Consider the following 23,594-nt stretch of genomic DNA (forward strand, 5'->3'; position numbering starts at 1 on the left):
CATCAAATTTCCATTTGAGAAGCCTTTATCAAAAAAAATGAATACTTAACGAATTCATTGACACTATACATAAAAACCGTCAATGTTGTTTGCAAGAAATGAAAGGGGTATGTTCGTGGCAAGAAATCAGCAAGCTTTTGATTATAATGATGATGCCATACAGGTACTTGAAGGCCTTGAAGCGGTGCGCAAAAGGCCGGGTATGTATATCGGCAGCACAGATACAAGAGGACTTCATCACCTCGTTTATGAGATCGTAGATAACTCGGTAGACGAAGCACTCGGCGGCTACGGGAATCAGATCATCGTCAAAATCCATAAAGATAATTCAGTCAGTGTCCAGGATAAAGGCCGAGGTATGCCTACGGGTATGCATAAGCTTGGCAAACCGACTCCCGAGGTAATCCTTACTGTCCTGCACGCAGGGGGTAAATTTGGACAGGGCGGTTATAAAACGAGCGGTGGATTGCATGGTGTAGGTGCTTCCGTTGTTAACGCATTATCAGAATGGCTGGTTGTCACCATAAAACGTGATGGCTTTGTCTATGAACAGCGTTTTGAGAATGGCGGCAAGCCAGTGACTACACTGGAAAAGATCGGGAAAACAAACCAAACAGGAACAACCATCCACTTTAAACCAGACCCTGAAATATTTTCTACATTAACTTATAACTATGATACCCTTTCGGAACGCCTTAGAGAGTCTGCCTTTTTGTTAAAAGGGTTAAAAATAGAGTTGGTCGATGAACGCAATGATGTTAAGGATGTCTTCCATTTCGAAACAGGAATTCAGGCATTCGTTGAATATTTGAACGAAGAAAAAGATGTGCTTCATCCTGTTGTCAGTTTCGAGGGGGACAACAGCCAAATAGAAGTTGAGTTTGCTTTTCAATTTAATGATGGGTACTCAGAGAATGTGCTTTCATTCGTAAACAATGTCCGTACAAAAGATGGCGGAACACATGAAGCTGGTTCCAAAACAGCTATGACCAGGGTATTCAATGAATATGCCCGCAAGGTTGGATTGCTTAAGGAAAAAGATAAAAACCTTGAAGGAGCAGATATCCGGGAAGGATTAGCAGGCATTGTCTCTGTGCGTATTCCTGAAGAGCTGCTTCAATTTGAAGGCCAGACGAAGGGTAAGCTTGGAACAAGTGAGGCAAGATCTGCTGTCGACTCTGTCGTTTCAGAGCATCTTTCTTATTTTCTTGAGGAGAATCCGGATATCAGTACATTGCTGATCAAGAAGTCCATCAAGGCCTACCAGGCTCGAGAAGCTGCACGCAGAGCACGTGAGGATGCAAGAAGCGGGAAGAAGCGAAAGAGATCAGATGCCATGCTATCTGGTAAACTGACTCCGGCTCAGTCCAAGAATCCTGCCAAAAATGAACTTTACTTAGTAGAAGGTGACTCTGCTGGCGGATCTGCCAAGCAGGGACGTGACAGAAAGTTCCAGGCGGTGCTCCCACTCCGCGGTAAAGTGATCAACACAGAAAAAGCAAAGCTGCAGGACATCTTCAAGAACGAAGAAATCAATACGATCATCCATGCGATTGGAGCGGGTGTAGGGTCTGACTTCAATGTAGAAGACATCAACTATGACAAAATTGTCATCATGACGGATGCTGATACGGACGGAGCTCATATCCAGGTGCTGTTATTAACGTTCTTTTATCGTTATATGAAGCCACTGATTGAAGCCGGAAAGGTATTCATAGCACTGCCGCCTTTATATAAGGTCAGCAAGGGAACAGGCAAAAAAGAAATCATTGAATATGCCTGGAGCGACGATGAGCTCAAGGATGCGATGAAAAAGGTCGGAAAAGGCTATATCATCCAGCGTTATAAGGGGCTCGGGGAAATGAATGCAGACCAGCTATGGGAAACGACCATGGATCCAGAAACCAGGACTTTGATTCGCGTCCGAATTGATGATGCAGCAAGGGCCGAACGCAGAGTGACCACCCTTATGGGCGATAAGGTAGAACCACGCAGGAAATGGATCGAATCCAATGTGGCATTCGGACTTGAGGAAGATGGAAACATCCTTGAAAATGAAAATATTTCAGTTGCAGAGGAGGAAGCAGGCGAATGAGTTCAGTTGAAAAGTTTCGCGACCTCCCTTTAGAAGACGTTTTAGGCGACCGTTTTGGCCGCTATAGCAAGTATATTATTCAGGAACGTGCACTTCCTGATGCCAGGGATGGGCTTAAGCCTGTCCAACGCCGAATTTTGTATGCTATGCACGTGGAAGGCAATACAAGTGAAAAAGGCTTCCGTAAATCTGCGAAGACTGTCGGTAACGTAATTGGTAACTACCACCCGCATGGTGATTCTTCTGTTTATGAAGCGATGGTGCGGATGAGCCAGGATTGGAAAGTGCGGAACTATCTGGTCGAAATGCATGGAAATAACGGAAGCATCGACGGTGACCCGCCAGCCGCAATGCGTTATACAGAAGCGAGATTATCGGCCATTGCCGGTGAGCTGCTAAGGGATATTGAAAAAAGAACGGTGGAATTCATTCCAAACTTCGATGATACCTCCAGCGAGCCAACCGTGCTTCCAGCGATGTTCCCTAACTTGCTGGTCAATGGTTCAACAGGTATATCAGCGGGTTATGCGACAGATATACCGCCCCATAATTTATCGGAAGTGATTGATGGGGTTATCATGAGGATGGACAACCCTTCTTGCACGATTGAAGATTTGATGGAAGTCATTAAGGGTCCTGATTTTCCTACTGGGGGAATCATCCAGGGCATCGAAGGCATTGCAAAGGCATACAAAACCGGCAAAGGAAAGATCATCGTTCGCGGCAAAGCTGAGATTGAAGATATCCGTGGCGGCAAGCAGCAGATTGTCATTACAGAAATCCCATATGAGATCAATAAAGCCAATCTTGTTAAACGGATCGATGAATTCCGACTTGACCGAAAAGTGGAAGGCATCGCAGAAGTGCGTGATGAGACTGACCGCACCGGGCTGCGTGTGGTGATTGAATTAAAAAAAGATGCGGACGCAAATGGCGTATTGCATTACCTATATAAAAATAGCGATTTGCAGATTACTTATAACTTCAATATGGTGGCGATCAACAAGAAAAGGCCTGTATTAATGGGACTTGCCGAGCTGCTTGATGCGTACATTGACCATCAGAAGGATGTTGTGACAAAACGTTCCCAATATGATCTTCAAAAGGCACGTGACCGACAGCATATCGTTGAAGGGCTCATTAAAGCTTTATCAATCCTGGATCAGGTAATCACAACGATCCGTGCATCCAAGGATAAACGTGACGCCAAAGATAATTTGATTAAAAAATTCGAATTCACCGAGGTCCAGGCAGAAGCAATCGTATCCTTGCAATTATACCGCCTGACTAACACAGACATCACTGCCCTTCAAGCCGAGGCAGAGGAGCTTGCCAAGAAGGTAGAAGAGCTTACTGCGATTCTTGGCAGTGAGAAAAAGCTATTATCCGTAATCAAGAAAGAACTGAAGGATGTCAAAAAGCGCTTCTCAGATGAGCGCCGAACAAAAATCCAGGATGAGATTGAGGAAATCAAAATCAATCTTGAAGTTCTCATTGCTAGTGAGGATGTCATTGTTACTGTGACGAAGGACGGTTACGTTAAGCGGACCAGCCAAAGATCATATGCCGCGTCCAATGGGCAGGATTTTGCCATGAAGGATACCGACAGGCTACTGTCACAGTTGAATATGAATACAAAGGATGTCTTGCTCTTGTTCACGAATAAAGGCAGCTACCTATACTTGCCGGTCCATGAACTGCCTGACATCCGCTGGAAAGACCTTGGCCAGCATGTAGCAAATCTTGTACCGCTGGATCGTGATGAAGAAATCATAAAAGCTGTTCCTGTCACAGATTTCGAACAAAACGCATTCTTTGTATTTGTGACCAAGAATGGCATGGTGAAAAAATCAGAATTAAGCCTTTACAAAGCCCAGCGCTATTCAAAGCCGCTGACTGCGATCAATGTCAAAGGTGACGACAAAGTGATCGATGTGCATGTAACCAATGGTGAGAATGATCTATTCCTTGCCTCGAACCTAGGCTACGCCCTATGGTTCAGTGAAGAAGAAATCAGTCCGATCGGAATCAGGGCTGCTGGAGTGAAAGGGATGAACCTGAAGGACGGAGATTATGTTGTCGGCGGGAAAATGATTGACAACAATCAAAGCCACTCCATCGTCATCGCTACACAGCGCGGTGCCGTTAAGAAAATGAAGCTATCAGAGTTCGAGAAAACCTCGCGGGCGAAACGCGGCGTTGTAATGCTTCGGGAGTTGAAAGCAAATCCACACCGCATTATTGGAGTGGAAGCTGTCAGAGATGAGGATGAAGTATTCTTCCAAACAGAAAAACAGCAAATTGTATCCTTGAAGGCTTCAGAATTAAGATTCAACGATCGTTATTCAAATGGCTCTTTCCTTGTGGACGAGAGCGAAACTGGCAAGCTAACAGCTATTTGGAAAAGCGAAGAAGTGAAAGAAACAGAAAACAAATAAAAGATTACTAAAAAACACAGGATCATTCCTGTGTTTTTTTGTTTTCATTACCATTATCAGGGTAAATAGATAGATATCTTTAAGGACAAAGCTTGAAATGGAAGTTGAGTGCCATTGTGCTGGAACATCATTTTTGGTACATTAAAAACTATATTTAAATAGCTTTGGAGAAAATGAAAAGGAGTTTACTATGGAGATTTTTAACAACATCATATCGGAATTAAACAACTATATGTGGAGCTATATCCTAATAGCGGTATTAGTTGTGCTAGGTACATATTTTACTTTCAGGACAAGTTTTGTCCAATTTAAATTCTTTCCTGAAATGATAAGGGTGCTTAAGGATCCAGCCACTGTTTCATCAGAAGGGAAAAGAGGCAGGTCTTCATTTCAGGCATTTACGGTCAGCTTAGCTTCAAGAGTTGGTACAGGGAACCTTGCCGGAGTAGCGACAGCCGTTTCTGCAGGGGGGCCGGGAGCGGTTTTCTGGATGTGGATCATTGCCCTTGTTGGTGCTGCTTCCAGCTTCATCGAAAGCACACTTGCTCAAATTTATAAGGTTAAGGATACTGACGAGGCAGAGTATCGCGGCGGTCCAGCTTATTATATGGAACGCGGCTTAAATAAGAGATGGCTGGGAATTTTATTTGCGATCATCATTGTTTTCACATTTGGCTTGGTTTTTAGTTCTGTTCAATCCAATACAATTTCCCTTGCATTTGACCAGGCATTTGGATTCGATCGCTTATGGATGGGAATCATTTTGGCAGTTATGACTGCAGCAGTCATTTTCGGGGGCATCAAAAGGATTGCTTTTGTTTCACAAATCATCGTGCCAATCATGGCAGTCATCTATTTGATTCTTGCTATGTTCATTGTAATCATGAACTTCAGTGAAATACCTGCTATGCTCTCACTAATCGTCAAGAACGCTTTTGGCTTACAGGAAGTGGTTGGCGGAGGAATGGGAGCAGCGGTGATGATGGGAATCAAACGAGGGTTATTCTCCAATGAGGCTGGAATGGGTAGTGCACCAAATGCAGCGGCTACAGCTGCAGTTACACACCCAGTAAAGCAAGGTCTCATCCAAACATTAGGCGTATTTACGGATACTTTACTGATTTGTACGGCAACAGCCTTCATCATCATTATGTCAGGCGAATATACTAACCCTGATTTAGACGGAATACAATTAACCCAGGCAGCACTGACAGCGCATGTAGGCTCATGGGCACCTGCTTTCGTCGGCGGAGCTATTTTCCTCTTTGCCTTTACCTCAATTATTGGTAATTACTATTATGGTGAAACGAATATTGAATTCATAAAGGAAAGCCCAACAGCTCTGTTTATTTACCGTCTTGCTGTTATTGGAATGGTTCTATTCGGTTCTATTGCCGAGTTAGCTATTGTTTGGAATCTGGCAGATCTTTTCATGGGGGTCATGGCATTGATTAATCTAATAGTCATCACCTTGTTGGCCAAGATTGCTATGGCAGCATTGAAGGATTACAAGGAACAGCGAAAACAAGGAAAAGATCCCGTGTTTTATGCTGACTCAATCGACGGATTGACTGGAATTGAGTCATGGGAATACCGACAGGCTGCAGAATCGAAGAATAAGTAAGTATTTTCCACCCTTCTGATTAATTCAGAAGGGTTTTTTGTGCATTTTTTTACCAATTATGGAGATGTTAACTATAACGAGGTGATGCATAATGAAAAGGGAATTATTAATTACGTTCAGTGCCTTCTTTTTTATGTCGTTAACCGCCTTCACTGGCGTTTATGCAGGCGAGTCCAAAGAGAAAACGGTGACGGTTTCGGAAAATAAAGTTGATATTACAGGCGAGGGGAAAAAGGATTTAGTTTATGTCAAAGGTGTACCTTTTGAAGAGGGTGCGCAGTATCTCAAGCATATTTACTTGAAAATAAAAGCTTCTGATGGGGAAATATATAAAATTGAGCTTGAAGCTGGCTATGACCCTGCAATTATTTTTAGAGATTTGAATCATGATTCTGTGAAGGATATGCTGATCAGTGTTCCAACAGGAGGAAGCGGGGGTCTTTCGAATTTTTATCTATATAGTTTAAAGGATTTTCAAGTTACTGACCTGACTGTACCAGAGCCTTTAGCAGTCAGCAGCCAATTTGAAGATGGCTATAAGGCTTCCATTTCAATTCAGGAAACAGGTCAATCGTACAGCTTTGATTTAAGCAACAGGAAAGAGGAGTATGAACGGCTTGGCCTTTACCAGGATGGAAAATTGAATGAACCAACGGAACTTATGGTCCTGCCATTCGGAACATTAAAGCCTATAAAGTTTAAGAACGATCGTTATGGATTAAAAGGGAGCCAGCGGATAAATGGTGCGTATAATGCTGATGGAATTGCCAATCTGGAATCAACCTGGTTGTATGAGAAGGGGAAATGGCAGGTAATAAGCGCTGAAGTCAAGGGGCTGGAAGCTCAATAAATAGGCATCTGTCACGTATTTCTGATGTCTGGCATAAGCTACGCAAAAGGATTCTTTTATTGGGAAGGAGCCTTCTGACGTGAGCAAATTCAAGACGGAAAAATTGGAAGTTACCTTTATTCCTCCTGCAACTGCTTTTTTTCCTATAGACGGCAGGAAGTATACTTTAACTCATTCAGATATCACTGGGGAATTATTTCTCAGCATCGGGAATGTGTATGATTACCAGGCCATTAATTATGAAATGCGAGATGAAGTATTAGCAGACTGGATCACAATCAATGGTGAATATTTGCTGTATGGAAAAGTATATATCAGCAACGGGGAATACGATCAGAATATGTCAAGAATCCGTTATATGGTATTCAAGAAAGAATTGGAGTTAGCATTAACTGCGATTGTTTATGGAGACAAAAGCTTCTTCATATATTACCCATGGCTGCTGGATGCGCCGATTTACGTACAATTTTCCTCAGTATACCCAGAATTTAATCAAATAGCTTATTACGGTACACCGAGGACGTATCTGAATAAAGTGAACAAAAAAACTATGCCAGAAGCACAGGTATGAATCCTGTGCTTTGTTGTATTTTAGAAAGGAAGAATGATAATAATATTATGTAAACTGATTAAATTGTTACGCAGAATTAAAATGAACTTGGAAGATGGATTACAAATGATTAATATCATGACTAAATAATTGATTCACGAGAAGTTATCCAGAATGAAAATATTTTATCGAATAACAGAAAAATAAATAATCGCATTTATAATAATATCTAGCATTAGTGTATATTAAGAAATAAATTAGAACCGAACTGTATAGAAGCAAGTGCAACTTAAAATGATTAATCTAAATTAAATGAAATAAAATTTATTTAAATCAAATTAATGACGTAATCATACGACTGGTAATTGATTTATGTATGAATAAAGAAAATTTTGTTTCTGTCTCACTAGTTTAAGTATACTTAGTTATTGAGACACAATCTCGATTCATTTGTTTAACTTCCTAGAATTTATGTTATGTAAACTAGAAAAATGAGTTTTTATAGCAACCATTCCTGATCCATCCCCCCCTCTGAATTTCTAAAGCAAACACGGAAAATCAGCTGTACAATCATCTAACTGTTTCCGTGTTTTATCCTGCTCCTATTCCTCGATCTTATGCGAAACAAATTCACTATGTTGATTTACGTTGGTGTATGTAGATCGTCCTAAATATAGCGGTATATTCAGTTCTTTGAAATTCGGCATTCCATTGTCAAGGAATTTAGCTGGATCCCTGTAAAACTGGACGATGTTTGCAACGAACCAATCATGATCTCCGTAACTATTGCGATCGATAACTTCACATTCGTATGCTATATATGAATCCTGCAGTATTGGTGAATTGGTTGCGGATCCTTGGTCGAAACAGATGTTCGCCTCTTCGAATTTGTTGACCTTTGATCCAGAATAGACACCTGCCTGTTGAATTAGATTTGAATATTCATAGGGCAGAAAATTAATAGCGAATTTGCCTGCGGATTTTAGCAGCTGATAAGTATGGCGCTCACGGCCTATGGCGACCCCATAAATTGGCGGCTCATAAGAAATATAGGAATGCCATCCTGCTGCCATGATATTATTCTCACCGTTATGGCATACAGTAACAAGTGCGACCATTCCTGGATAACTATGCATGACTGTTTGATTGATTACTTGAAGCATGAAGTCTCCCCCTTTTAATTGCCAATGGAGCATGGGCAACTGTCTATTTTTGCTGTTTTTATTCCCTATAATTCCTTCCCTTTGTCATGGAGTCCTGCTTTTTTAGAAATATATTCTATTATAGCAAAAAAACTGAAATTTCGTATTGCGAAGTAAATTCAAAATCTTTAAAATAAAACAGAATGACTATACTATCTATAGATTTAGGGAGATTCTATGAACCGCAAAGTTTTTCTTTATGTAAAAGCCTTTTCTGACCTTGGGACCTTTATGGATTTAATTGCAATCAATGTATTGATGTATATTGCTACCGGAAGTGCTGCCTGGCTTGCTGCTACCATGGCATTCCGGACATTGGGGGGAGTTTTATCCAGTTTGTTTTCAGGCGTCCTTGCAGATCGTTTTAATCGCAGGAAAATTATGATATGGACCGATATTTTTAGGGCAATCATCATCCTGAGTTTGATTCCCTTCCCTAATCCAGTGATGATCTTGATTGTCTGCTTTTTGATTGGCTTGACGAGCAGCTTTTTTGCTGTCAGCTACAGTGCGGAAATCCCGCAAATCTTTGGCCAGGATAAGATTTTGGAAACAAATGCTCTTATCTCACGATTGACATCGATCAGCCTGGTTTTTGGGTTCATCGGGGCTGGGATAATCACAGATTTTCTCGGTTATCAGGTTACATTGATTATTGATGCTGCAACTTATCTGATATCAGCAGGAGTATTGATCAAAATGAAGTGGCAATCTCCTAAGCCGGACAAAGCAAAACTTTCAAATGGAATTAAGGAGAAAGTATCTCAGATTGGCAGAGATCTAAAAGAAGTGTATTCTTTCATCCTTTCAGTACCGATGTTATTGTACGTAAATGTCGTTTTCCTAGTGGGGTCATTTGCAGGTGCCTCCCATAATCTCGGTATTCCTTTACTGGCAGAATCAATTAATTCCAGTAAACAAAGCTTGATTTACGGGCTGATATGGGGTGTCTGGGGCATCGGATCTGTGTTAGCAACCCTGCTTCTGCCGAAAATGAAAATGATACAGGGGAACAGCTTGTACCGTACATATTTTATAGTAACCATTCTAATGTCGTCAGGTTTTATTACTTTTCTATCAAACATGAATCTTTGGATCGTTCTTATGTTTGCGTTCTTTACGGGTATTTTTGATGCCTGCTTCACCACTTTGCACGCAACCATCCTCCAAAAAACAGATAATTACATTAGAGGAAGAATATTTGGCGTTGGCATGCTGTTAAAATCTTTAGGATTTGCACTCGGTTTTGTTCTTGCCCCTTTCCTGCTGGAAGCCCTGTCGCTGGCAAAAATGGTCTGGGTCTTCCATGGATCCTTAATCACGACAAGTATTTTAGTAATGATTTATTCGGCCGGCAAGCAAAATAAACTTAATGAGATCAAGCAAAGTATCTAACTTGGCGATTGAAAAGAACTCCCGGTATCGATTGAGCGGGAGTTCTTTTTGTCTAGCTTTTAGTTGTATCTGTCCCCATGAATACCGCGGTAAAATCCTCTATAAAAGCAGGAATGTCAGCCTCCATGCCAATCCAGTCTAAATCCTCTTCAGGCTCCTGCTCCGGTTTTGGCCTGAAGTCTGCCATGCTTTTCCCTCTTGCCCTTCCAAATAATTCTACGGTTACTCTTCTTGGAAGATATTTTACAAGATTTTTGTTAACCAGAGCACTTAAGGTGATTACATCATGAAGTGGCGCACCCTGGATGCCAGGTACATTCTTTTTATAAGCTTCGAAGTAATAATCATAGACAGGTTTGATCAGATCCTTAAAAGGAGACTGGCTGTTTTCGGCAAGAAAATTGATTACTGTCGGTGGAACGATCGCTTTATTGGTGATGTTCAACGGATGCAAGAAAACATTCCTTGCCTTTTCCAGTACTTGATTCGCGGCAATCGGGTCGGCGTAAAAATTAGCCTCTGCTTCAGCAGTGACATTGCCTGGAACTAGGAATGCTCCGCCCATGATATAGACAGCACTGACTGTCCTGAACGCTTCTTCGCCATATAGGATAAATGGGATTGCCAGTTCCGTTTGCCTTCCCACTCCGACGATTACCAGATTATCTGGGTACTGCTTGACAATATCAAGAATTTTATCAATATCATAAACCATTACTTCCCCCAGGTTTTCTGGGGGCCTGATCGGGCCAAGGCCTTCAGGTCCATGAATCTCGGGATAAAAAGTAGCCAGCTCACCGGATAAAGGACCAGATGCTCCTGCGATGATCGGAATATCCTCTCTGCCTCCCAGCTTCAATAAATAGGCGGTGTTATTAATCGCTTGTTTCTTCGTAATATTTCCGTAGCCAGTAACAACGCCGACAACATTAAGTTCAGGATGCAACAAGGCATACATTAAAGCCAATGAATCATCCACCCCTGAATCTGTAAACAATAGAATATTATACATAGCACCCACCCTTTGATCTTCCCTCATGTATGATATCTATTCCAATTTGATTCTGAATATAATTCGTTTCAACTATTCAGTTGTTTTTTGGCAAAAAATAGTTTGTCGTCCTTCCTGCTCATTTTCTTCAAAAAAAAGAATCTTCCATTCTTTGAATTCATTTAGCAGTTCATTCGAGTTCAGTTTGTATTGGTTAGAGACTTGTTGTTTCCCAGCTGCTCCATTCTTATAAAAGGTTTCAAAAAACAAATATCCACCTGTAGAAAGAACTTGCTTTATGAGCGGAAATAAAGATCTGTCTAAATAGTATGCCATTACTGCTAAATCATATTTATGGCCGCTAAGAGCAGTTGTTTCTTTGGTAAGGTCAGCGACTGCAGCCGTGATATTCAGCTTATAATGATCCGCCTGCTCTCTAACATATTGGGTGGCAACTTCTGAAATATCAATAGCCGTCACTTCATAGCCCTGCTCTGCCAAATACATACTATTTCCTCCTAAGCCAGAAGCGAGGTCGATTGCTGATCCGCGGTCCAGGTAGGCATTCAACTCTACCAGCCTTCTATTGGGTTCTGGAAGAATCTGATCAGTCAGCCTGTCACTATATTTTTGATTCCACTTTTCTTTTGAGTCCATATTCAATCACTACCTTCAAAAATCTTATTAAAAATATACCATATATGGATGGCTCTCTAATCTATAATTTGCATTTAAAAAATATCAGTGGAATATTTCGCTATCTCTTTCGAAAATAGTCATACTTTAAATATATCTAAATATTTATAATTATCAGTTATTTTAGTAAGCGCTTTCATTTTCATTATTTTATTTTTAGGAGGAGATAAAATGTCGCTGACTCGCAAGATTCTTTATGGGATGGGTTTGGGTATCATTGTTGGTCTTATTTTTAACTTAGCCTTGCCTGGAGTGTTCGAAACAGTCAATAGTTATTTATTTGTTCCCCTTGGTAAAATCTTTGTCAATTTGATCAAAATGCTTGTTGTACCGATTGTAATTGTTTCATTGATTCTTGGAACTGCAGGAATCAGCGATCCTAAGAAGCTTGGCAGAATTGGCGGAAAGACGATTTCTTTCTTTCTAGTCACGACAGCAATTGCACTGGTATTGGCCATTGGGATTGCCTTGCTGGTGCAACCAGGTTCGGGCAGCTTCCAATTGGATGGGGCAACCTTCGAAGCTGCTGAGGCACCGCCTGTCATTGAAACATTATTGAATATCATCCCAGCCAATCCTCTTGGTGCGATGGTCGAGGGCTCGATGCTTCAAGTAATCGCTTTTTCCATCATCATTGGATTTGGAATCGCAAGAGTTGGCGAAAAAGCATCCGGATTAATCAAACTGGTCGAACAGGCAAATGAGGTCATGATGTATTTGGTTCAGGCAGTCATGAAATTTGCCCCATATGGCGCTTTCGGTTTGATTGCTACCGCGATTGGCAGCCAGGGATTAGAGGCAATCTCCGCGATGGGCAAATATATGTTCGTTGTATTGTTCGTCCTACTGCTTCATATGGTCATCACATACGGTTCGGCGGTATCATTACTTGGAAAATTGAATCCATTCAAGTTTATAAAAGAATTCTCACCCGCAATGATTGTTGCATTCAGCACATCCAGCAGTGCGGCTACCTTGCCTATTTCAATGAAAACACTGCAAAATAATCTCAAAGTTTCCAAAAGCATAAGTGGTTTCGTGCAGCCGCTTGGAGCTACCATCAATATGGATGGAACGGCAATCATGCAAGGGGTTGCGACTATATTCATTGCCCAGGTTTATGGAGCTGATCTTGGAATCGGGCAGCTGCTGACAGTCATATTAACTGCTACACTGGCGAGTATCGGAACAGCTGGCGTTCCTGGAGTGGGATTGATCATGCTGTCAATGGTGTTAACTTCTGTTGGCCTGCCTGTGGAAGCTATCGCTCTAGTTCTAGGGGTGGACCGTCTTCTTGATATGTGCAGAACTGCAGTGAATATTACCGGAGATGCCGCATGCGCAGTCTATGTTGCCCGCTCTGAAGGTGAAACATTAGGAGAAGTTGAAATTGACGAGAATGTAACAGCATAAGAAATTAATGATCAGCTGCTCGTTTTTAGAGCAGCTGTTTCATTATGCCTGGTTTAAAACCGCCAAGCATTCTCTTACATTTCATGGGTGTTACAATATTCGTCAATTAACTTTTCGATCTGATCAAGATCCGGTCCTTGCCCATTAAAAGTAAATTTGATTTCCTCGATAAATTCTCCTTTATGGTAAACATGTATAGCTCCATCCTGACTGATTACACTGTATTCTGGTTCAAATACATAACCGCTTCGTTCAATAGCTCCCATTCTTTCATCCCTCCAGTATTGTATCTCCTTTTTGTATTCCCTATTGAATTGCGAAAATACCACTCCTTTAGCTTTTATCTCATTCAAAAGCTAATTCTTTTACAATCATGATTAAAGGGGAGATTATATACATATGGTCTTAAATAATCCTTGAATAAATAGGATCAAATTTAATCCTTTTTTAGGAGGTATATCTGATGAAAGTACTTGTCGTAGGTGCTAATGGCCAGATTGGCAAACACCTTGTCGATTTGCTTAATGAAAGCACCGATCATGAAGTAAGAGCGATGCTGAGAAAACCTGAACAAACAGCTCAGTTTGAGGAAAGAGGAATTGAAACTGTCATTGCAAGCCTCGAAGGTTCTGTTGAGGATATCGCATCTGCAGCAAAAGGCTGCGACGCGGTGGTATTCGCAGCAGGCTCAGGGGGGCATACAGGTCTTGATAAAACACTTTTAGTAGATCTGGACGGTGCAGTGAAAACGGTAGAAGCTTCAGAACAGGCTGGAATTGACCGATTCATCATGGTCAGTGCCCTCCAGGCAAACAACCGGGAAAACTGGGCTGACGTCATCAAACCTTATTATGTCGCAAAGCATTATGCTGATCGGGCTTTGCTCCAGAGCAGCCTGGACTACACCATCATCAGGCCGGGCGGATTATTGAACGAACCTGGAACAGGTAAAATTGAAATTGCCGATAACTTGAAAACTGGCAGCATCCCAAGAATTGATGTAGCAAAAACCATCTTGGCTTGCCTGAATGAAAAGAATACATTCAAAAAATCATTCGACTTAATTTCCGGTGATACTGAAATTGAAGAAGCCATTAAAGGAGTTTAATATGAAACAAAAAGAGAGTTTACCTCAACGCATGGTAAACTCTCTTTTTTTTATACTATGGGACTCATTGCATTAACGCACACAGTTCAATTCGTGTCACTAACTTGGAGGGTAATAGCCGGCAGCTGAATATTTTTTTCGACAAAAATTACTGCGACCATATGTCTTAATTTACTTTCAATCTTTTCTTTGATCTCAAAGTTTACGACTGGTATTTCAATAAGGAACTCCATCGCCTTGCTATTAAAATCGATAAAACGGATATCTGGCTCCGGGGAATCAAGGACTCCCTCTTCTTTTTCCTTGATTTCATTGACTGCTTGTTCAAGCAATGTCTGTACTAGATGTGTATCTGTCCCAAAAGCGACGCTTACCTTCACCTGGGCCATCATCCTAGCACTAGTTCGATTCTTGACGATCTGCTCGATAAAATACTGGTTCGGAACAATCAATGTCCCCTCTTTTGCCGTCCGGATAATTGTGGATCTCAAGCGGATATTTTCAACCCGGCCGACTGTGTTATTGATTTGGATGATTTCTCCTACCTCAATCGGCCTTTCAAACAAAATAATGATACCTGATACAAAGTTACCGGCAACATTCCTCATTCCGAAACCAATACCAATGCCTAGAACACCAAAAACTGCCCCGATAGCCGTGAGATTAATCCCTACACTTGTCAAGCTGACAGCTAGGGCTGCAAACATAACAGTATAATAAATGATTTGGTTGAACGTATACCCTAATCCCCTGTCCACTCCATAATACTCATAGACAGAAGATAATATATACTTATTCAATAGTTTAATAAGCCTGTGCGCAAGTGACACGATCAAGAAGGCTATGACAATCAGCAAGACTGTTACATCCACTTCCCCATGTGTATATAGCGGGTAAAATAACCACTTTGTCTTCGAAAAAGTTAAAAGAAGCAAAATGATGATTCCATAAAAAGTTACCCAATCCGCAAGGGAATCTATGATGGGTAGTGCCCTTTGAAAAAATCTCGAATTTTTTGCTGCCGTATACTTAGCGGTCCTCTTGATCAGCCAATTTCCTATTATTATTATCACTAAAAATATCGCCAGTCTAATTATTTCCCCGCGCGAAATATCCCGAATAAATGTATCTACCATGTGTACCACCTGCAATCTCAATATATGAGTCTATTCCTGTAAAACAAGAGGGTTAAACGTCTGAGGTTGGAAAGCGTTAAACCGGAAAATTTCAGGAATACTCAACCGTACAAGATATATCGTCGTTATGCAGAAAGTAAGACAACCAAGCAATGGTGTAATTGGCTTTATGAAATTTTGCCTTTCTTATTATAAGAAATGTGTGTATAGGTGAATTTAGAGGGATTTTCACTTACACATAGAAATATATAGTAAATAATATTAGGAGGTTGAAAATGGAGTTTAAAGATTATGAAGAATTCTGGCCCTTCTACTTATCGCAGCATAGTAAACGTTCTACAAGAGGATGGCATTTTGTCGGTACCAGTTTCGTTTTCGTATTTATAATCGCTGCATTGATCACCTTGAACTTCTGGTTGATATTGCTGGCGCCAGTTACTGCTTACGCGTTCGCGTGGTTTAGCCATTTCTTTATTGAAGGCAACAAGCCAGCTACATTCGGGCACCCAGTCTGGTCACTCCGTGCAGATTTCCGCATGTACCGTTTAATCTTATTAGGTAAATTGGATAAGGAACTGGCCAAATATAAATTGGCCGCATAAAGGTATTAGTCCTGAATATCAAAGACTAAAAACAAACCCATTCCAATGTAGAATGGGTTTGTTTTTGTAAAGTTTATTTAAGCTAAATCAACATTATGGTATACCTGCTGGACATCCTCTAAATCTTCAAGGGCATCAACCAGCTTCTCGAATTGAGCCTGTGATTCTTCGTCAAGATTAATTTCATTTTGAGGCAGCATGGTCAGTTCAGCAACAGTAAAATCGGTGATTCCAGCATTCCTGAACGCTTCTTGGATAGCGTGGAATTGTTCAGGTTCGCCATAAATAATGATGGAATCGTCTTCTTCAAGGATATCGCGTGCATCAACATCCGCTTCCATCAATATTTCGAGCGCCTCATCAGCTGATTTACCTTCAAAACCGATTACCGCAGTTTTGTCGAACATATAAGAAACGGAACCAGCTACTCCCATGTTGCCGCCGTTCTTTCCAAAGGCCGCGCGCACATTTGAAGCTGTACGGTTTACATTGTTTGTAAGTGCATCAACAATCACCATTGAACCATTAGGACCAAAGCCTTCGTATCGAAGCTCATCATAACTTTCTTCACCGCCGCCCTTGGCTTTTTCGATTGCACGATCAATAATGACTCTTGGTACATTATATGTCTTCGCTCTTTCAAGGACGAACTTCAGTGCCTGGTTGGATTCTGGATTTGGCTCTCCTTGTCTGGCTGCAACATAAATCTCAAGCGCGAATTTTGAATAAACCCTGCTTGTATTTGCGTCCTTGGACGCCTTCTTCTCTTTAATGTTGTTCCATTTACGACCCATATTTTCCACTCTCTTTCAACTTATATCAGATAACTGCATATCAACATGATGCAGCTGCTGCTCACAGATAATATTATACCTTAAATGAAAGATTTGTTAAGAGGTTAGTATACATCAAGCCAGCTGAGGATTGTCCCCCTCACCATCTAAAGTAATTCTTCCGCTATCAGTTCATACGATTTTATTCGGTCCTCTGGTGCATGTGTGATAGACAATAACATGATTTCATCAGGGGAATATTTCTTATACAATTCAAGCAATCTCTCTTTTACTTGCTTAGGATCTCCTATGAGCATTTTTTGCTTCATGTTTTCTAGTGTTTCATATGCTTCTGCAGATAACTTGAATTCCTTAGCGGTTTTAATTGAAGGTATGCCGGATGTACCTTCTCCATTTCCCTGCTGGATGCTCCAAATTAGAGAACTTAAGGCGATTTCTTCTGCTTGTTCAGAAGTATCAGCGCAAATTGCCGAAACACACAAAATGATTTGCGGAGATGGGGTACTTCCTGGTTTGAATGACTCATAATAAGCTTGTAATATGTCCTGTGGGTCCTTATCGCTCATAAACAACCCGAACGCATAAGCCATACCATATTCAGCTGCTAGCAAAGCACTTTTTTTACTCGTCCCAAGAAGCCAGGGTTCTGGACGGACATCGGGTAAGGGTGCAGCATTGATTTTAGCATGTTCACTGTTTTCAGGGTGATTGTTTCTGATGAAATGGAGCAAGTCCTTCAATGATTCAGGCAGTTTCCAAACATTTTGCAGGAAGTTGTCTGACAAAGCATTGGTCACTTCAGCAGACCCCCCTGGTGCACGGCCGATTCCAATATCGATCCTGTCCGGAAACAATGTGGCAAGTAGATTATAAAGCTCCGCGACTTTGTATGGTTTATAGTGTGGAAGTAAAACAGCGCCAGATCCAAGCCGGATCTTGTTTGTCTTTGCACCAATATAAGGGAGCATCACTTCAGGTGCTGGACATGCCAGGCCAGGTATATCATGGTGCTCTGCCATCCAGAAACGCGTATAACCCAGACTTTCAGCAGTCTGCGCAAGCAATACGGATTGTTCCAGAGCTTCTCTTGCTGTCTGGCCCGCTGAGATAGGAGCCTGATCAAGTATGCTTAATCTCATGGCTTACTCCTCTACTTCCCTTAAAACTAGTTTGAAGGTTCCAACCTGCCCGCTTTTATACAGGTTGGTAATGGATGTTGAATACTCAATGATTTTTCCCCTAAATGCTTTATTCTCAGCCGGGACCTGTACATGGAATTCTCCTGCATACAATAATGTCGTTACTTGATGATACTCCTCACTTTTCACGGTAAACTCAACTGAGATGAGATCAAGCCCACTTATCGTGTCCGGGTTATATTTATTGATTACGATGGGATGTCCATCTAATAAAATTGTATCAACCAAATTCTCCACTCCTTTAACTTGCTTCATTCCATACTATCATTTTTGAATGGAATAAAAAAAATCCTGCCCTAAGTGGACAGGCTGATCATTATATTTCTGCTAGAAAATCCTTCATTACCTTAACAAGTTCTTCAGGCTGTTCATACATGCTCATATGGCCAGCGCCTTGAATCTTCTTTTTTTCGATATTTCCTTTGGTTACAGTGAACGTTTTCTCGGCAGGTATGATTTGGTCCTGTTCGCCTGCTATCAGGAGTACGGGAAGATCAGTCTCCTTCAACACATGGTTTCGGTCGGGGCGGTTCTTCATTGCAAGCAATGCGCTGACAAGTCCCTTCTCACTCGTCTTCAACCCGATGTTGACAGTCTCTTCTATTTCCTTTGCATTCACTTCTGTATTTTCAGGAGAAAATAGCTTCTTTGAAAGTCCATCGATGAATGATTCTGCTCCTTCTTCCTGGATTTTCTTTGCATTGGTTTCCCTGGCTTCCTTTGCTTCCTCCGAATCTGGATTTGCCGTCGAATGCACCAAAGAAAACCCGTTTAAATACTGATGATATTCCTCTGCAAAGGCCAGTGTGATATACCCTCCAAGAGAATGACCGAACATGGTTACTTTATTCACTTCTAAATGATCCATTAGTCCCTTGATTGTTCCTGCCATGTCTTCGATTGTATATCGATCCTTGCTCATGCCGGACTCTCCGTGTCCAGGCAAATCGATTGCAATGACCCTGTTTTCGGTTGCCAATTGTGGAATGATTTTATCCCAATATTCCTTGCTCCCCGCAAAACCATGTATAAGGATCATTGGTTTTCCTTTGCCTTCATCAAAATAGCTTACTTCAATATTCCCAATCATTGCTCTTTTTAAGTCCATAGCGATCTGCTCCCATCATTAAGTATAGTTATTATATTCCCTCCATACTCATTTATTAATCTATCACCTGTATATATAGGCTGATTTTTCCACAGCTATAGTGGTGTTTTCTCTGTTACAATTTTGAGGTTGAATAAACTCGGGAGGATCTTTTAATGAAAAAAACTTTCCTGCCTCTGATGATTGTCATATTCACCTTCATTGGGGGCTTTATATCTGGAACAATATATTCAAATTCTCAAAAAATCAATCCGGTAGCAAGCAGTGCTCAAGCTTCACATTCAATCAAAGTTCCTGGTTTCAAAAAAGAACCGAAGTTGAAAGTACAAGAATCCAAGGTGTTAATAGGCTATGTCCAGGATTTCAGGAATCCTGCCGATATTGATTACGATAACCTTACACATGTAATTTTTTCGTTTGCCCATCCAAACAAGGATGGCAGCATGCTGATAAATGGTGATCATGCCGTCAAAAATTTAAGGGCAGTTGTTGCTAATGCGCAAAAATATGATACCAAGGTCATTTTGGCCATCGGTGGCTGGTATCATATAAATGGCGGAGAATCTTATGACTATTTTAAGGCAGCTATCTCAAGCCCTGCCTCAAGAAATAAACTAGTTCACGAGCTTGTGAGTTTTACAGAGAAAGAAAAGCTTCATGGAGTCGACATCGATTTCGAGCACCCGCGCTCAAAAGAAGATGCCCGCTATCTGGCTGAATTTGCTAAAGAGTTAAGTGAACAGTTGACGCCTAAAGGGAAAGAACTGTCTATAGCGGTAAACGCCAAGGTCCATAGCGTAACAGGGACAGAAATCGACTCAGTCGTATTTGAGCCATCCATGTTCAAGTACTTTGACCATGTCAATTTGATGGCATATGATGGCCAATGGGACGGAGAGTATAATGCAGCCAATCTATCACCTTACTCTTATTCTGCTAATATAGTAGCCTACTGGACGGCGCTATTCGACAAGCAAGGATATTCGAGAGAAAAGCTGACCCTGGGAGTGCCTCTCTATGCTCAGCCTGAAGACCCTTCGGTCAAACAGGTTTCATTCGAAGCTCTCATCAATCATCCCCCCGATAATGCCAGTAAGGATCAGGTTGTGTTGAATGGAACGACATACCATTATAATGGCCATTCCACATTGATAAAGAAAACCGATCTTGCTCTCTCTCAAAAACTGGGCGGCATGATGCTATGGGAAGCGGGATTGGACGCAAAAGGGAAGCATAGTGCCACAGCCCTGATCGCAGGAGAACTAAAGAAACAGGAAGATAATCGTTACTATTCGAGGAAATAAATGAAGGAAGCCTTAATTGGCTTCCTTTTCTTTATAGTCCTTGGTTCTGTAGGACACCGTTTAGTTATTGCATGAATAAGTTAGCAGTAAAGAACTTTACGGTGGTGAACAAATGAATGAAATTACCGGCAATTTTATCCGGGCCAATCATTAGAAGGGTCGAACCTTCTTCCGTATATATTTGGATCGCATTAAGCTCTAAGGTTGAAATCGATGCTCAACTATTCCAGATCGAGTCTAGTAGTGACGAAAAGTATCAATATATACCTTTACGTACACACACTGTGGCAAACACCTTTAAAGCGGGCGATAATCTATATATCTATTTGCTTAAGATTTCCCCAGATCATTTACATTTTCCTCCTTGCACTCTCCTCGGTTATGATTTGATTTTTAAAAAAGGGCGACAAGTCCGTACTTTGGACAGTTATAACCTGCTGGATCCTGAAAATCCCCGCTCAATCGTATACGGAAATCTTAAGTATCCTTCGTTTTCTATAAACCATGAAAGCGAGTCAGATAACTTATTGTATGGCTCTTGCCGAAAGCCCCATGGCCATGGAGATGACGCTCTTTTTGCAGCAGATGTACTGGTTGAAAACAATCACCTGGATCTTACAGAAAGACCGAATGCTTTATTTTTAATGGGAGACCAGATATATGCTGATGATGTTGCTGATCCACTCCTGCCCATCATGACGGAACTTGGCAAGGAATTGCTCGGAGACAGCGAAAGGGATAAATTGAACGAACTGATCCCAGAAAATTTAATTCCCCGGCTGGACAAGGTGAATGGTAGGCAATTCTTAATTGAACATCTCGCCAATTTTTCAACAAGGAAAGGTGATAACCATCTGATTTCTTTTGGTGAATATGCGGCAATGTATATGTTCAGCTGGAGCCCTGAAATTTGGGACTATATCCACGAAAAAGAGCTGCTCCTTTCTTTTCAACAGTTACAAGAAGGCGATAAACTACACCTGAAATTGGATCATGATAAAAAGAGAAAAAAGGAATTAACCAGGCTGGAAGCTAGGTACGAGGAGCAAATAGATAACGTCAGGGACTTTGTTGTATCACTGTCTGCGGCAAGACGCTTAATGGCAAACACGCCAACCTATATGATCTTTGATGACCACGATTTGACCGATGATTGGAACATATCCAATAAGTGGACTTCTGCTGTAAGAAATTCCGCTTTAGGAAAGCATATCATCGGTAACGGACTTGCTGCCTACTGGCTATTCCAGGGCTGGGGCAATGAACCCGAAAACTTTGCCAGTGAATTTTTAAAGCAAGTTAAAAACTTTATATCATCCAGCATTGATTCAGATGGCTATATGAATGGTTTGAATCATCTATGGGACTATCATTCCTGGCATTTCATTGCACCAACCAATCCAAAAACCGTTTTCCTTGATACAAGGACCCAGCGGGAGTTCGACCCGAGACCGGAGGGGGTTAAACTCGGCAGCGTGATCGAAGAAACAACACGAACACCTCTATTGATCAGCGAAGCAGGCTGGAAAGATATAAGCCACAAATTAATGCAGAGCGGCTGGGAAAGAAAAACGCCGCTGAATATCGTTTCCCCCACGCCCTTTTATGGGATGGGATTAATTGAATCCTTTCTCCACAAGTATGTATATCGATTCAAAGTTTTGGGTTTCCCCGTCCAGACTTCTTTTGATTTTGATGGCTGGAAATATAATGGCAAAGGCTTTCATGCTTTTATATCACAAGTCGCTTCCTGGGACCCTTCGTACTCTGTATTGCTGTCCGGAGATGTCCACTTCTCCTCATCCGTTAAATCGGATGTCCAGTTCCATTCCGGCGAAAAACAATCATTCTACCAATTTACAAGCAGTCCTATCCATAATGAGAGCTTTACCGGATTATGGGGGGGCTTAATGAAGTCGGTTCTTTGGCTAAACGCCCACAAACGTCGAGAACAGTCCCTATACCGGAGCTGTGGCGAATCGTTGGCTCTTGCTCTTGGTAAAAATGATAAAAAACAGGACGAACAACTTTTGTGGGAAGAAAATATAAATTATATTTCTTTTGAAGATGGAAACATTGCCGAAACAAAAAATTCTATCGGTTACCTGAAGACCGAAATAAGCAGCCTGGAAAATACCTTGCTTATGACAGTGGATTATAGCGAAAGTATTGAATAATTAGTTGACCGTAGAGTTATCATCTTCTGTTTCACCGATTAAATCTATACCTAATCCAATCGACTTTGGGACTTTGAATTATTTACAATATGTGATCCTTATCAAAAAACTGCATCTAAATCATACTTTGACGTAAAATAACCCAGGGCTTATGCCTCTGGGTTTTTTAAATAAGAAATTATAAATTCAAAGAGGATCTGGACTAAGAATCAATCTCTTCAAACTCTTTAATCTTCTCGAGCTTTTCTACGAGCACCATGCATTTTTTATCGCCGATTTCGTAGATAAACATTTTATGGCCGTTTTCTTTAAGGAGCTTCTTGAATTGGATTTCGCCAGATAAGTCATATCCATTCGCCAAGTCAGTGATTTTCTTCAGTATTTGCTCCCTGGTGGGTTCGTTAGTAGATGCTATTTTGATAGGTATGGGAATTCCCTTAATTTTAAAGGTGACAAGAATGACGCTATCCAATGGAATCAACTCCTTCCAAAAAACAATTCGACAAAGTCGTTTGATTTCCTTCTATTTACAACATTTTTACGTGAACCGGCTTGCCTATATTCAATAATACCAAAAAAAGAGAAAGGATTAACCTTTCTCCTGTGCATTACTCTTCTTCATTCAGCATTTCATCAAACGCGGAAGAAACTTTTTCGAATTCTTCATCCGACTCAATGGCTGCTAAGTCTCCATCCTCATCCACTTTTAAGAAAAAGATATCGATATCTTCATCTGTTTCCGTTTGCAGATCATCCACGAAGCTTACTGCTGCATAGTCAGTGCCCTCTATTGTCACTGTCCCAATAACCTCTACCTCTTGCTCTGCATCATTTTCATCACTTATTGTGAATACTTCGCCAACTTCAAGTTTTTCCATAGAAATGCCCTCCTGTCATTTAAAAAAGCTTTTA

At 41.2% G+C, this 23,594-nt stretch carries 22 protein-coding genes; 11 read left to right on the forward strand and 11 right to left on the reverse strand.

Going from position 1 to position 23,594, the window contains the following annotated elements; translation table 11 throughout:
• Nucleotides 1-115 precede the first annotated feature (115 nt).
• The 5 genes from parE to AB5I83_RS05370 all read left to right on the forward strand — a co-directional run bounded on the left by parE (nt 116) and on the right by AB5I83_RS05370 (nt 7,578).
• A complete protein-coding gene (gene parE, locus AB5I83_RS05350) occupies nt 116-2,095 on the forward strand; it encodes a DNA topoisomerase IV subunit B (protein ID WP_448973406.1) in 1,980 nt (659 codons plus the stop codon).
• Nucleotides 2,092-4,533, forward strand: a complete 2,442-nt coding sequence (gene parC / locus AB5I83_RS05355) for a DNA topoisomerase IV subunit A (protein ID WP_448973408.1) — start codon at nt 2,092-2,094, stop codon at nt 4,531-4,533. The genes parE and parC overlap by 4 nt, the downstream gene beginning before the upstream one ends.
• A 190-nt stretch (nt 4,534-4,723) precedes the next feature.
• Nucleotides 4,724-6,157: an alanine/glycine:cation symporter family protein gene (locus AB5I83_RS05360; RefSeq protein WP_448973409.1), complete on the forward strand. Its 1,434-nt coding sequence runs from the start codon at nt 4,724-4,726 to the stop codon at nt 6,155-6,157.
• Nucleotides 6,158-6,248: 91 nt separating this feature from the next.
• The gene (locus AB5I83_RS05365) at nt 6,249-7,007 is read left to right on the forward strand and encodes a hypothetical protein (RefSeq protein WP_448973411.1); all 759 of its coding nucleotides are present in this window, start codon (nt 6,249-6,251) and stop codon (nt 7,005-7,007) included.
• A 79-nt stretch (nt 7,008-7,086) separates the two neighbouring features.
• A complete protein-coding gene (locus tag AB5I83_RS05370; RefSeq protein WP_448973413.1) occupies nt 7,087-7,578 on the forward strand; it encodes a staygreen family protein in 492 nt (163 codons plus the stop codon).
• A gap of 581 nt (nt 7,579-8,159) precedes the next feature.
• Here AB5I83_RS05370 and AB5I83_RS05375 read toward each other — a convergent pair.
• Entirely contained in the window at nt 8,160-8,720 is a 561-nt protein-coding gene (locus tag AB5I83_RS05375) for a flavin reductase family protein (protein ID WP_448973415.1), read from the reverse strand.
• 216 nt (nt 8,721-8,936) lie between these two features.
• Here AB5I83_RS05375 and AB5I83_RS05380 point away from each other — a divergent pair, with 216 nt between their 5' ends.
• Nucleotides 8,937-10,154, forward strand: coding sequence for an MFS transporter (locus tag AB5I83_RS05380; protein WP_448973417.1), 1,218 nt, complete (start codon nt 8,937-8,939; stop codon nt 10,152-10,154).
• Between the two features lie 52 nt (nt 10,155-10,206).
• Here AB5I83_RS05380 and AB5I83_RS05385 read toward each other — a convergent pair whose 3' ends face one another.
• The gene (locus AB5I83_RS05385; RefSeq protein WP_448973419.1) at nt 10,207-11,166 is read right to left on the reverse strand and encodes a nucleoside hydrolase; all 960 of its coding nucleotides are present in this window, start codon (nt 11,164-11,166) and stop codon (nt 10,207-10,209) included.
• A 72-nt stretch (nt 11,167-11,238) separates the two neighbouring features.
• Nucleotides 11,239-11,802 carry a class I SAM-dependent methyltransferase gene (locus AB5I83_RS05390; protein ID WP_448973421.1) on the reverse strand — a complete coding sequence of 188 codons (564 nt, stop codon included), beginning with the start codon at nt 11,800-11,802 and terminating at the stop codon, nt 11,239-11,241.
• A gap of 210 nt (nt 11,803-12,012) precedes the next feature.
• Between AB5I83_RS05390 and AB5I83_RS05395 the strand changes: the two genes are divergently transcribed.
• A complete protein-coding gene (locus tag AB5I83_RS05395) occupies nt 12,013-13,254 on the forward strand; it encodes a dicarboxylate/amino acid:cation symporter (RefSeq protein ID WP_448973423.1) in 1,242 nt (413 codons plus the stop codon).
• A gap of 74 nt (nt 13,255-13,328) precedes the next feature.
• Here AB5I83_RS05395 and AB5I83_RS05400 read toward each other — a convergent pair whose 3' ends face one another.
• Complete coding sequence (locus AB5I83_RS05400) at nt 13,329-13,520, reverse strand: YbxH family protein (protein WP_226641786.1); 192 nt, start codon at nt 13,518-13,520, stop codon at nt 13,329-13,331.
• A 197-nt stretch (nt 13,521-13,717) separates the two neighbouring features.
• Between AB5I83_RS05400 and AB5I83_RS05405 the strand changes: the two genes are divergently transcribed.
• A complete protein-coding gene (locus AB5I83_RS05405; RefSeq protein ID WP_448973425.1) occupies nt 13,718-14,362 on the forward strand; it encodes an SDR family oxidoreductase in 645 nt (214 codons plus the stop codon).
• 86 nt (nt 14,363-14,448) lie between these two features.
• Here AB5I83_RS05405 and AB5I83_RS05410 read toward each other — a convergent pair whose 3' ends face one another.
• Nucleotides 14,449-15,498, reverse strand: coding sequence for a mechanosensitive ion channel family protein (locus AB5I83_RS05410; protein ID WP_448973427.1), 1,050 nt, complete (start codon nt 15,496-15,498; stop codon nt 14,449-14,451).
• A gap of 275 nt (nt 15,499-15,773) precedes the next feature.
• Here AB5I83_RS05410 and AB5I83_RS05415 point away from each other — a divergent pair, with 275 nt between their 5' ends.
• The gene (locus tag AB5I83_RS05415) at nt 15,774-16,100 is read left to right on the forward strand and encodes an Mpo1-like protein (protein WP_448973428.1); all 327 of its coding nucleotides are present in this window, start codon (nt 15,774-15,776) and stop codon (nt 16,098-16,100) included.
• A 77-nt stretch (nt 16,101-16,177) separates the two neighbouring features.
• Here the strand turns inward: AB5I83_RS05415 and AB5I83_RS05420 are convergent, their stop codons facing one another.
• The 4 genes from AB5I83_RS05420 to AB5I83_RS05435 all read right to left on the reverse strand — a co-directional run bounded on the left by AB5I83_RS05420 (nt 16,178) and on the right by AB5I83_RS05435 (nt 19,201).
• Complete coding sequence (locus tag AB5I83_RS05420) at nt 16,178-16,894, reverse strand: YebC/PmpR family DNA-binding transcriptional regulator (RefSeq protein ID WP_167830818.1); 717 nt, start codon at nt 16,892-16,894, stop codon at nt 16,178-16,180.
• 146 nt (nt 16,895-17,040) lie between these two features.
• Complete coding sequence (locus AB5I83_RS05425; protein WP_448973430.1) at nt 17,041-18,033, reverse strand: LLM class flavin-dependent oxidoreductase; 993 nt, start codon at nt 18,031-18,033, stop codon at nt 17,041-17,043.
• 3 nt (nt 18,034-18,036) lie between these two features.
• Nucleotides 18,037-18,330 carry a DUF3219 family protein gene (locus tag AB5I83_RS05430; protein ID WP_448973930.1) on the reverse strand — a complete coding sequence of 98 codons (294 nt, stop codon included), beginning with the start codon at nt 18,328-18,330 and terminating at the stop codon, nt 18,037-18,039.
• Between the two features lie 79 nt (nt 18,331-18,409).
• Nucleotides 18,410-19,201 carry an alpha/beta fold hydrolase gene (locus tag AB5I83_RS05435; protein ID WP_448973432.1) on the reverse strand — a complete coding sequence of 264 codons (792 nt, stop codon included), beginning with the start codon at nt 19,199-19,201 and terminating at the stop codon, nt 18,410-18,412.
• Between the two features lie 155 nt (nt 19,202-19,356).
• Here AB5I83_RS05435 and AB5I83_RS05440 point away from each other — a divergent pair, with 155 nt between their 5' ends.
• Both AB5I83_RS05440 and AB5I83_RS05445 read left to right on the forward strand, forming a co-directional pair.
• Nucleotides 19,357-20,505, forward strand: a complete 1,149-nt coding sequence (locus AB5I83_RS05440; protein ID WP_448973434.1) for a glycoside hydrolase family 18 protein — start codon at nt 19,357-19,359, stop codon at nt 20,503-20,505.
• Nucleotides 20,506-20,621: 116 nt separating this feature from the next.
• A complete protein-coding gene (locus AB5I83_RS05445; RefSeq protein WP_448973436.1) occupies nt 20,622-22,682 on the forward strand; it encodes a hypothetical protein in 2,061 nt (686 codons plus the stop codon).
• 202 nt (nt 22,683-22,884) lie between these two features.
• Here the strand turns inward: AB5I83_RS05445 and AB5I83_RS05450 are convergent, their stop codons facing one another.
• Both AB5I83_RS05450 and AB5I83_RS05455 read right to left on the reverse strand, forming a co-directional pair.
• Nucleotides 22,885-23,154 (reverse strand): hypothetical protein, encoded by a 270-nt coding sequence (locus AB5I83_RS05450; protein ID WP_167830812.1) that lies wholly within the window; start codon nt 23,152-23,154, stop codon nt 22,885-22,887.
• 136 nt (nt 23,155-23,290) lie between these two features.
• Nucleotides 23,291-23,560 (reverse strand): DUF1292 domain-containing protein, encoded by a 270-nt coding sequence (locus AB5I83_RS05455; protein WP_226641779.1) that lies wholly within the window; start codon nt 23,558-23,560, stop codon nt 23,291-23,293.
• Nucleotides 23,561-23,594: the final 34 nt, after the last annotated feature.

It is taken from the genome of Mesobacillus sp. LC4, assembly GCF_053543455.1.